The sequence below is a fragment of the Mesorhizobium sp. M0195 genome, from assembly GCF_040322115.1.
GTDB lineage: Bacteria > Pseudomonadota > Alphaproteobacteria > Rhizobiales > Rhizobiaceae > Mesorhizobium.
This window is the reverse complement of record NZ_JAMYSV010000050.1, coordinates 1-8,683: the sequence shown is the minus strand read 5'-3', so window position 1 is coordinate 8,683 and position 8,683 is coordinate 1. Positions and strand designations below refer to the sequence as shown.

Genomic DNA, 8,683 nt, shown 5'->3' with positions numbered 1-8,683 from the left:
GTTGATCTCCGTTCAAAGAGTAAAAGGAATGGACGTCAGTGAATGAATTTTTGCTAAGGAAACAGTCGATAACGATGCGCATTGAATTGAATTTGAGCGGTTTTGATGCGCTCGTCGTGCCAGATATTCAAGAGAAATTGCGTATGATTGGGTATTATTTTTACAAGTATGCAATTGTAGTTACAAATATAATTATCTCAGAAATGACGGCATTCAACATTTCTGTACAAATCATCGCCGTCATCTCCGCTAGTTGTGGGCGGGGCCGTCACAAAGGCTTCTATTGCATATGACGTGCCATTCTGACGACCCAGCTGCGGCTCGAAGCTCAAGTGTGCCGGCGGACCTTGGTTCGCGCTTCCTTGCTTTTTTGCTTGCGGATCAACCCAAGCACGAACGGCAAACGTTTCGGCTATGGTTCGTCTGTTCGCTTCGCGACAGTTTCGTTCAATGGCGACAGCTTTGTTTGCTGTGAGCCCCGACGTTGAGACATCATGCGGCGGCACCGCTCGGTGCGACGCCGTCATTTTGGCGAACGCGATGGTCGATAATCACGCGCTGAACGCGCAGCCTTCCCGACAGTTGCGCTCGCGGTTCCAAGTTGCTGCGCGACGCGGAGCAACCATGGTTCACCGTCGGCTTCGCGATGCCTTTTCGGCACGGAGTTCGGCGGCAGTTCGAGTCGATAAGATCGTGTCAAAGGGAGTGGTGTAGCTGACGGCTTGGTCGCCGCGCTCTCCGGCATGGGACCGGGCTGATCAGCGTGCCACGGCTGGCAGGCTGATCAGCGGATCATCGCTCATTTGGCTGATGGTTTCCAGCGTCATGCTTGTCGCCAGCTTCGGCACCTTCGGCCGGATCTGGTCGGCGACGGCGCGCCATTGCGTGCTTGCGGCCTCGGGCGTTTCCTGGGCGAAGGCGGTGGCGATGAAGCGGAGACGACGCGGCGCCCGCTCTTGCCGGCATGGGCCAGCACGTTCCTCATAAAGTGGACGCGGCACCTCTGCCATGTCGCGCACAGCACCTTGGTGACGGCCGCCTTGATGCCTTCATGGGCATCGGAGACGACGAGCTTGACGCCGCGCAGGCCGCGGCGGGTCAGCTTGCGCAAGAACTCCGTCCAGATCGGCTCGGCCTCAGACGTGCCGACCTCCATGCCCAGCACCTCGCGCCGGCCGTCCGCGGTGACGCCGACAGCGATGATGACGGCGACCGAGACGATGCGGCCGCCGCGGCGCACCTTCAGGTAGGTGGCGTCGATCCACAGATATGGCCAGTCGCCCTCGATGGGTCTTTCAAGGAACGCTTTGACCTTGCCGTCGATCTCTTCGCACAGCCGGCTGACCTGGCTTTTGGAGATGCCGCTCATGCCCATGGTCTTGACCAGGTCGTCGACCGAGCGGGTCGAGATGCCTTGCACATAGGCTTCCTGGATGACGGCGGTCAGCGCCTTCTCGGCCATGCGGCGCGGTTCTAGGAAACCGGGGAAATAGGAGCCCTTCCTGAGCTTGGGGATGCGCAGCTCGACGGTGCCGGCCCGCGTCTCCCAGTCGCGCTCGCGATAGCCGTTGCGCTGGGCCGTGCGCAACGGGTTCTTCTCGCCATAGGCGGCGCCGGTGGCGGCGCCAACCTCCAGCTCCATCAGCCGCTCGGCGGCAAAGCCAATCATCTCGCGCAAGATATCGGCTTCCGGGTCTTCTCCACGAGCGCGCGCAGGTTCATCATGTCGTCGGTCATCGATGGTTCCTTCGAATCAGGTTGGTGTCAGCAACCCGACCTTACCGGCGAACTGTCGATGACCACCGCAAAGCCGCTCGCTCGCTACAGCGCTATCGAGGGCGCGCTCGCGAGCGGCTTCGCTACCGCCGAGCTACACCACCTGTAGGGAGTACGTCATGCCAAGCTGATGATTGCTTGTGGGTGCAAGTCCCATCCGGCCAAAGCCGTAGCGGGCAAGCCGGGACCGAGTCTTGCGGGCGTCGCGGCAACGCGGGGTCTGAAGTGTAGACAGGAGCCATGCGGGGTGCGGGAATGAGCCTCGAAAGGTGGATGTTCGCGGAGGCCGAGTGTGTTCCCTAGTCACGAAGGCAATATGAGCATCGTGGTTACGCGAGGCGATGCCGCTCCGTCGGGGTCGATGGCCGGATCACGCATGGAAGGTAATCATCGGAACATGAGAGGCCCGACCGGGTCCGCTGGATTGGTCTCCAGCGGGGGACAGCAGCAAGGTACTGCCAGAGCTGCCGTTCGAGCTGAGGTCGGGAGTCGGACTGGTTCATAGTACCGGTGAAGCCGTCGAAGGAAACGAGGCGAGTGGAGGGAAGGGACCAGCCTGAGGGGAGCCTGCGCGAGGAGGCCAAGGTCCGGACACAGAGGATCTCTGCGAACGGGTCCACACCGATCGCTACCGGCCACAGCCGGTGCGGCGGGTCTACATTCCCAAAGCCGATGGCGGTAAACGGCCTCTCGGGGTGCCGGCGCTGGAAGACAAGATCGTCCAAAGCGCGGTGGCCGAGGTGCTGAGTGCTGTCTACGAGGTCGACTTCCTGGGATTCTCCTATGGCTTCCGGCCGGGGCGGAGCCCCCACATGGCGCTTGATGCCCTGCATACAGCGATCATGAGCCAGCGTGTGAACTGGGTGCTCGATGCCGACATTCGCAGCTTCTTCGACTCGGTCGACCACGAGTGGCTGCTGCGAATGGTGGCGCACAGGATCGCTGATCCTCGTATCCTACGGCTCATTGGGCTGTGGTTGCGGGCTGGCGTCCTTGAGAGCGGCGAGAAGCAAGAGACGGACAGGGGTACCCCGCAAGGGGCGGGCATCAGTCCGCTCCTCGCCAATATCTTCCTGCACTACATCCTCGATCTCTGGGTCCACCAATGGCGTCGTCGCCATGCACACGGTCGCGTTGTGATCGTGCGTTACGCTGACGACTTCGTCATGGGCTTTGAGAAGAAGGCCGATGCAGAGGAGATGCTGTTGGCCCTCAAGGCGCGGCTGGCCGGCTTTGGCCTGACACTCCACGAGGACAAGACGCGGTTGATCGAGTTTGGGCGGTTCGCGGCCCTCTCACGACAGCGGCGTGGCGAGCGGCGACCCGAGACCTTCGCCTTTCTGGGCTTCACCCACTACTGCGGGCGGACCCGGGATGGCCGGTTCATCGTGAAGCACAAGACGGAAGGGAAACGCCTGACGCGCAAGCTGACGGCGCTGCGCCAGGATGCCTGGCGGCTCATGCACGCGCCAATGGCTGCGCAGCACAGGTGGTTCGCCGCCGTTCTGCGTGGACACTACGGCTACTACGGCAGGCCGCACAACTATCCAGCGCTCAACGGATTCCATCGGCAAATGCGCCGGATATGGCTACGGTGTCTGAGACGGCGCAGCCAGAAAAGCCGGCGCATGGCCTGGTCGGAGTTCGAGACCCTGACGGCGCGCTTCCCCCTGCCAACTCCGCGCATCACTCGAACTTGGGCGCAGGCACGGATATGACGCGGGTTACCCTCGGGAAGAGCCGGGTGCGGGAAATCCGCCCGCCCGGATCTGTGAGGGCAAAAGCCGAATGGCTGAGCTACTCGACCGCGACCAGGACTGGACTGACTCCTCTGGTTCCAACCTTGTCCTGCTTACTCCACCGAACGACATTGTGAGCGTCGCCTCTCTGATCGGCCTCCGTACGCTGCCATGAATTGCATGGTACAAAGACATACGAGTTTTGGTTTCGTCCTCTCGGGCGCGCCCGACAGGATGAAACTGGGAACTTTTTATACCATTGCAATTGCTACGTAATGTGGCCTAGACAAAAGCTGGGCTAATCAGCTAGGTATGATGTCGTTAGCGTGGTTGGGCCACCAGCAGGTCGACGCCAAGATCGACACGCGCAATTTCCCGCGCTACGAGAATGTCAGTGACTGCGCGCTCTTCCTCGGGCGGTCTGGCTGCGCCGTCTAGAATCTGAATGCGTCTTGCGCCGACCCGTTCAGCAATGAGCTGTTCGGCTTGCCGCATTGATGGCGAAGCAAGCTCAAGTACGTTTTCGCGCATCTCACGCGCCGCTTCGCGGACTTCCGCAAAACGCTTCTCGGCGAACTGCTCCTTAAAGAGCGCAGCGAGATCATCAAATGTTTGAACTTTGGTGGGCTTGGGTTTCGAGCAAAAATATCCAGTTGCCAGTCCAGGTTTATAGGCAAGGCTGTGCGCTTTGTCGTCTGGCAAGGGCCCAATTTCCCCTGGTGAGAGGAAAATGGACTGCCGTGCTACGGTTGCTCCATTATAAGAGCGGTCGAAATCGCTGATGTTTGCAATACAAGGAGCCGCATAGAAGACGTTTGACGGATAGCGCGCCTCAAGCCGAAGAAGCAGTTCATGCTGACGCGACACATCCCTGCGCATCATCGCAATCCGAAAAAATGGTATCGACAAACCGGGACAATGTCCGCTCGCAATCTCAAAGGCAGTTCCTCGCTTCATCAGCTCCGGAAGCTTGTACTGGAAAAACAGCGGAACCCCTGGGAAATTGATGCGGATGTCAAAGCCAGAATGCCCTTCCTGTAAGAGGTTTGGAAAGACCGGCGCGCCTACAGGTGCGGCTGACGATGACCGGATAAGGTTTTCGGTGAAGGCATACCCAAATGAGAACTCCGTGTAGCCCACCTTCATTCAATTCTGCTTTCGTGCTGAAGTTTATCCGGGGCTCTTTGTCTGCAGCCGAGCAGACCCTATAACAGAAAAAACTATGTATACTTGCAATAGTCTGAGCTTATCGATTCCTCGGATAGATATTTCAAAAGCTCACCCACTCTTCTGGCTGCTAGAATGGGAATGGGAAGCTTCCGTTCGAGAAAGGCATGTTCCGGATCGGGCTCGAAGGTGAAGGCCAGTTCGTGTCCGCGCCGAACGATATTGCGTATGCGGCCGTGCCGACCACGCGCGCGTGCGGGCCTCCCGCCCCGACTTCGTACATCAACAGCGCCGGGATTTCCTCCAGCCGGCGCAATGTTTCAGGGCGCGCGAGGTCGATAGCCTCGGCCTCGGCGCCGCTATATTCCTTGAACCGGTCAATGGTTGACGTGAACGGCGGCGTTTCCCACCACTCGCCGTGGCCCGAGACAAGCAAGTTAAACATGGCACACCACCGACCTCACGCCGCCTTCTCCATAGACCACTTCACCCGTTCGGCGAGAAAGGCGGCGAACGTTTTCACATTCATATTGCCGCTCGCCTCCTCCAGCCCTGCGAGGTAGGCCTTCCGGTCATCGACTCTGACGACTGTCCAGGGGTAACCGCCTGAAGCCAGCATCGCGTTCATGAGGAACCGCGCCATTCGTCCGTTGCCGTCCGGATAGGGGTGCACATAGCCCACAAGCCAATGCCCCAGCACGGCACGCACGGAGGCCTCCTTCTCCGCCTCCAGCAGGTCGAACAGCTCATTCATACCATCGGCCACCGCTTCGGTACGCGGCGGCACGTGCTGCGAGCCGCGCAGGTACACAGGGTGATTGCGATATCCCGCAAGCGCGCTGGCTTTGAGGATGCCGGCGGTCACTGACGGCGCGAACAGCTCTCGGTACCACTCCCGGTGAGTGTCCCGCGTCAACGCGCCGGCTGGCTGGCCGTTGATGATCGCGGCAACAGAGTCTTTGACCTTCTGGAATGCGAGGTAGTAGCCACGCGCGGCAAGCGCATCCCGGTTCTTGCGGTCCTCTTCATCAATCTCCGGATTCCAGCTCCTCTCGCGCACCCGGTCGATGAGTTCCGGGGTGACGCTGTACCCTTCTATCGACAGCGAATGGTAGGCGTCGCTTTCGTAGATATCCTCGACGAACTTCATATAGGCGTCTTTGTCGGACGGCAGTCCGGGTGCCTTCGGGAATATCTCGATGATGGCTTCGCGCTGCGATTGCCAGATCGCGCGCAGGCGGGCGACCAACGGCGGTACGCCCGCCGCAATGGTTGTCACTCCAATTTGTCCCGCGAACGGATCGGATTCGCGCACGTCATAGCCGGCGGCTTTGAAGGCGGCCACGATTTCATCGGCAAAGGAGTCGCGTCCTACGCGACGGAAGGCCCCCGCAAGCCGTCCCGCCACGGCGGAATGGCCGCCATCAAGCAGCAGGGCCAGAACGGTTGATACGTCGCGCACCGACGCCATGGCGATCTGCATCTCGATAGGGGCGCGCTGGAAGAACGCTTCCGGCACCCGGGTAAGGGCGGCCTCGACAGTGAACACGCGCTGGCCGTTTTTCTCTGTCAGTTCGGCCGGCATCTCCTTGACCTTGAGGTCATAGAGCGAAGTGCCGAACAGCAGGTCGATTTTGTTATTCGTGCCTTTGGGGGTATTCACCACCACCTGAGGCGGAATAGTGGGCGCTTCCGCGTGCAGAAGCAGCGACTGCTCCGGTGACAGGAACCAGTCCTTGCCGAACCGGTCATTGCAGTAAAGGGAGCAGAACTCCCAGAAGCTCGCGTACCAGGAGGTGGTGTCTTGCTGCTGTGCCTGCGGGCCGGTCGACATGAGCCAGCCTTTGATAACATCGCGCAGGAACCCGTTCTGCAGCAGCCGCTCCCGGTGGAGGCGGGTCAGCTCATCTGACTTGAATATGCGCCGCCCACCCTCCTGCAGCTCTTTGAGGACGGCCAGTGATTCAGCGAGTTTTTCATGGGGCTTGGCCATGGCCGTGCCTTTGCAAGTTTTTAGAGCTGTGCGATTACAAGTATATAGTGCTGATAGGCGACAAGTCAATGATGCTGTGGGGTTGCAAGTTTTTTAAGTTGTGCGATAACAAGTTTTTTATGCGATAATCGGGACCCAGTGAAATCACACTTTTGATCGTTTCCATAGCTCGTCTGCGCGAAGGATCGTTACCCGGATGGGCCGAGACCCAGCTCCCCCGCAGGCCCCGAGGAACGCCGCCAGCGTACAGAAGCGGCCCAAGATTGATGCGGGTGCTAGAGTGTGAAAGATGTCCCTGAAAGGTAATCAGTGTCATGGCAACAGCGGGCACTACGCTAGATTCGAAATGGATCAGCTTGAGTGGGTGATACAAGCGCTGTCCATGCCGTCAATTCGCGGATCGAGTGGTGAGTAGCGTGCATGCGCCAGAGGAATGGAACAGCATGCTGAGCGCGGTGTATCCAGTAGTAAAAGAAGTCGCCGGCAATCGCGACTAAGACCCCTGAAATGACGGCGAATCCAGTGTTAATGACTGCGTTGTCAGAGTGAAGAAACGCACCGAAATTGATCGTTACGAGCGGCTTTATTCCTAACCAGCCCAAGCTCGCAGCGTAGAGATGCCAGATAAATGTACCCCATCCGAGCCAATATCCAATACCGCACGCCACGAACATTTGAGGCAAAACTGTATCGAAAAGCCGGAAAGGTTAGCTCCAGCGCCGCGCAAACGGTAGCGAAGATCACAACCAGCTCAAGCGATGTTAGGTAGTACTGGACCATCTGATTAACGTCGAGAATCTGCATTTGTTTGCTCCTTCCTTCGCGCGGCCCTTGTCTCGCCCAGCAAATGGGCTCGCGTTGACAAGGCTAACCGAAGTACGATCCAAACGGTGAGCATTCTGCCGGCACCGCTATGCGGGCATCCTGGTAGATTGATAAAATTAGTTGTTTGGATATGACCCATCTGGGTCCCAAATGGTGGAGGAGTCCAGCAGATGAGGTGGCTTGCGCGAGGCGACCAACTATGCACCAGTGTGCGCGCCGGCGGCTACGATAACGTTGCTTCGAGTTGTGAGCTGTCTACTAAAATTTACTCGCTCTTATTTTTTGATGTTTTGTGGCTATGATCGGCGCAAACTAGATTTAGTCAGGTGTGCACAGTCGCCGACGCCAAGATCCCCTTGGTGATAATCGCCGCCAACGGAATTCTTGCTCGCGCAATATGATCCTAGATTCCACGCGATTGGCGGTGCCTCGCTCCCGCTGCTAATCGTCTGCTGAACCGAAGATCATTCACCCATCGACGAAACCAGAGCCACAAAAGCGGTCAGGATCAGATGCTTTTGTCATAAGCACCGGCCAGCGAACATGACCCTCCGTTGGCTGAAATCGTCGGCGATAAAATGGGGCCGCCTATCGCGAGCCCGATTCTCATATGGGGTGTTTCCAAATCTTTTCGAACACCAGAAGCTTGGCCTGGCGCACAGCTTTCTCAATCGATCCCCCGATCGCCAGATACGCGGCTATCGCGCTGGCCAGGGCACAGCCGGTGCCGCGCATCGTTCTTGCCAGCCGACGATTATCGAGGCGCACGGGTTCTTGGTTGGGACAAACGAGAACATCCGTTGAGCGAGGTCCTGAGGCATGGCCGCCTTTGATCAGCAGGGCCTGAACCCCGGCGGCGAGCAGTTGTTGTCCTTGTTGAAGCGCGCCGACCTCATCCACCGCCAGCTCTGAGCTGGCAAGAAGCGCCAGTTCGATGAGATTGGGTGTGACGATTCGGCAAAGTGGCATCAGATCCTGCTTCATCATGGGGATAGCGCTTGCTTCAAGAAGCGCTCGGCCTGACGTGGAAGCCAGCACCGGATCGAGGACTGCCGGTATCCGCGGATTTTCGCGCAGCACGCCGGCAACGCCAGCCACGATCTCAGCGGTTGCGAGCATGCCGATCTTGATGGCCGTCACATTGTTGGCCTGCAGCGCAGCGCGCATCTGATCGGCCACGAGA

General features: G+C 58.8%; 9 protein-coding genes and 1 pseudogene. 3 read left to right on the top strand and 7 right to left on the bottom strand.

The window, feature by feature from the left end:
• The first annotated feature begins 74 nt into the window (after positions 1 to 74).
• Positions 75 to 293, top strand: coding sequence for a hypothetical protein (locus NKJ12_RS31530; RefSeq protein ID WP_352707599.1), 219 nt, complete (start codon positions 75 to 77; stop codon positions 291 to 293).
• Between the two features lie 531 nt (positions 294 to 824).
• Here the strand turns inward: NKJ12_RS31530 and NKJ12_RS31525 are convergent.
• A pseudogene (locus NKJ12_RS31525) lies at positions 825 to 1,737 on the bottom strand (IS256 family transposase); the annotation flags it as partial.
• Between NKJ12_RS31525 and NKJ12_RS31520 the strand changes: the two are divergent.
• Together NKJ12_RS31520 and ltrA are read left to right on the top strand one after the other, a co-directional pair.
• Positions 1,724 to 1,885: a hypothetical protein gene (locus tag NKJ12_RS31520; protein ID WP_167391251.1), complete on the top strand. Its 162-nt coding sequence runs from the start codon at positions 1,724 to 1,726 to the stop codon at positions 1,883 to 1,885. The pseudogene NKJ12_RS31525 and the gene NKJ12_RS31520 overlap by 14 nt on opposite strands.
• Before the next feature lie 535 nt (positions 1,886 to 2,420).
• Positions 2,421 to 3,494 carry a group II intron reverse transcriptase/maturase gene (gene ltrA, locus NKJ12_RS31515; protein WP_352707596.1) on the top strand — a complete coding sequence of 358 codons (1,074 nt, stop codon included), beginning with the start codon at positions 2,421 to 2,423 and terminating at the stop codon, positions 3,492 to 3,494.
• 342 nt (positions 3,495 to 3,836) lie between these two features.
• On the opposite strand, the gene NKJ12_RS31510 is transcribed toward ltrA, so the two are convergent.
• From NKJ12_RS31510 to NKJ12_RS31485, 6 genes are all read right to left on the bottom strand, one after another.
• Positions 3,837 to 4,661, bottom strand: a complete 825-nt coding sequence (locus NKJ12_RS31510; protein ID WP_352707594.1) for a hypothetical protein — start codon at positions 4,659 to 4,661, stop codon at positions 3,837 to 3,839.
• Between the two features lie 151 nt (positions 4,662 to 4,812).
• Positions 4,813 to 5,127: a hypothetical protein gene (locus NKJ12_RS31505; RefSeq protein ID WP_352707593.1), complete on the bottom strand. Its 315-nt coding sequence runs from the start codon at positions 5,125 to 5,127 to the stop codon at positions 4,813 to 4,815.
• Between the two features lie 15 nt (positions 5,128 to 5,142).
• On the bottom strand, positions 5,143 to 6,675 hold the full coding sequence (locus NKJ12_RS31500; RefSeq protein WP_352707591.1) for a Fic family protein: 1,533 nt from the start codon (positions 6,673 to 6,675) through the stop codon (positions 5,143 to 5,145).
• A 335-nt stretch (positions 6,676 to 7,010) separates the two neighbouring features.
• On the bottom strand, positions 7,011 to 7,277 hold the full coding sequence (locus NKJ12_RS31495; protein WP_352707601.1) for a sterol desaturase family protein: 267 nt from the start codon (positions 7,275 to 7,277) through the stop codon (positions 7,011 to 7,013).
• Positions 7,216 to 7,479 (bottom strand): hypothetical protein, encoded by a 264-nt coding sequence (locus NKJ12_RS31490; RefSeq protein WP_352707603.1) that lies wholly within the window; start codon positions 7,477 to 7,479, stop codon positions 7,216 to 7,218. Before NKJ12_RS31490 ends, NKJ12_RS31495 begins: the two co-directional genes overlap by 62 nt.
• Before the next feature lie 627 nt (positions 7,480 to 8,106).
• Positions 8,107 to 8,683: hydroxymethylpyrimidine/phosphomethylpyrimidine kinase (locus tag NKJ12_RS31485; protein ID WP_352707589.1), on the bottom strand; the 577-nt coding region annotated here is incomplete at its 5' end.

Coding starts and splice junctions, on each gene's coding strand:
- NKJ12_RS31505 (WP_352707593.1), bottom strand. CDS start 5,127: ATGTTTAACTTGCTTGTCTCGGGCCACGGCGAGTGGTGGGAAACGCCG.
- NKJ12_RS31510 (WP_352707594.1), bottom strand. CDS start 4,661: ATGAAGGTGGGCTACACGGAGTTCTCATTTGGGTATGCCTTCACCGAA.
- NKJ12_RS31530 (WP_352707599.1), top strand. CDS start 75: ATGCGCATTGAATTGAATTTGAGCGGTTTTGATGCGCTCGTCGTGCCA.
- NKJ12_RS31500 (WP_352707591.1), bottom strand. CDS start 6,675: ATGGCCAAGCCCCATGAAAAACTCGCTGAATCACTGGCCGTCCTCAAA.
- NKJ12_RS31520 (WP_167391251.1), top strand. CDS start 1,724: ATGTCGTCGGTCATCGATGGTTCCTTCGAATCAGGTTGGTGTCAGCAA.
- NKJ12_RS31490 (WP_352707603.1), bottom strand. CDS start 7,479: ATGCAGATTCTCGACGTTAATCAGATGGTCCAGTACTACCTAACATCG.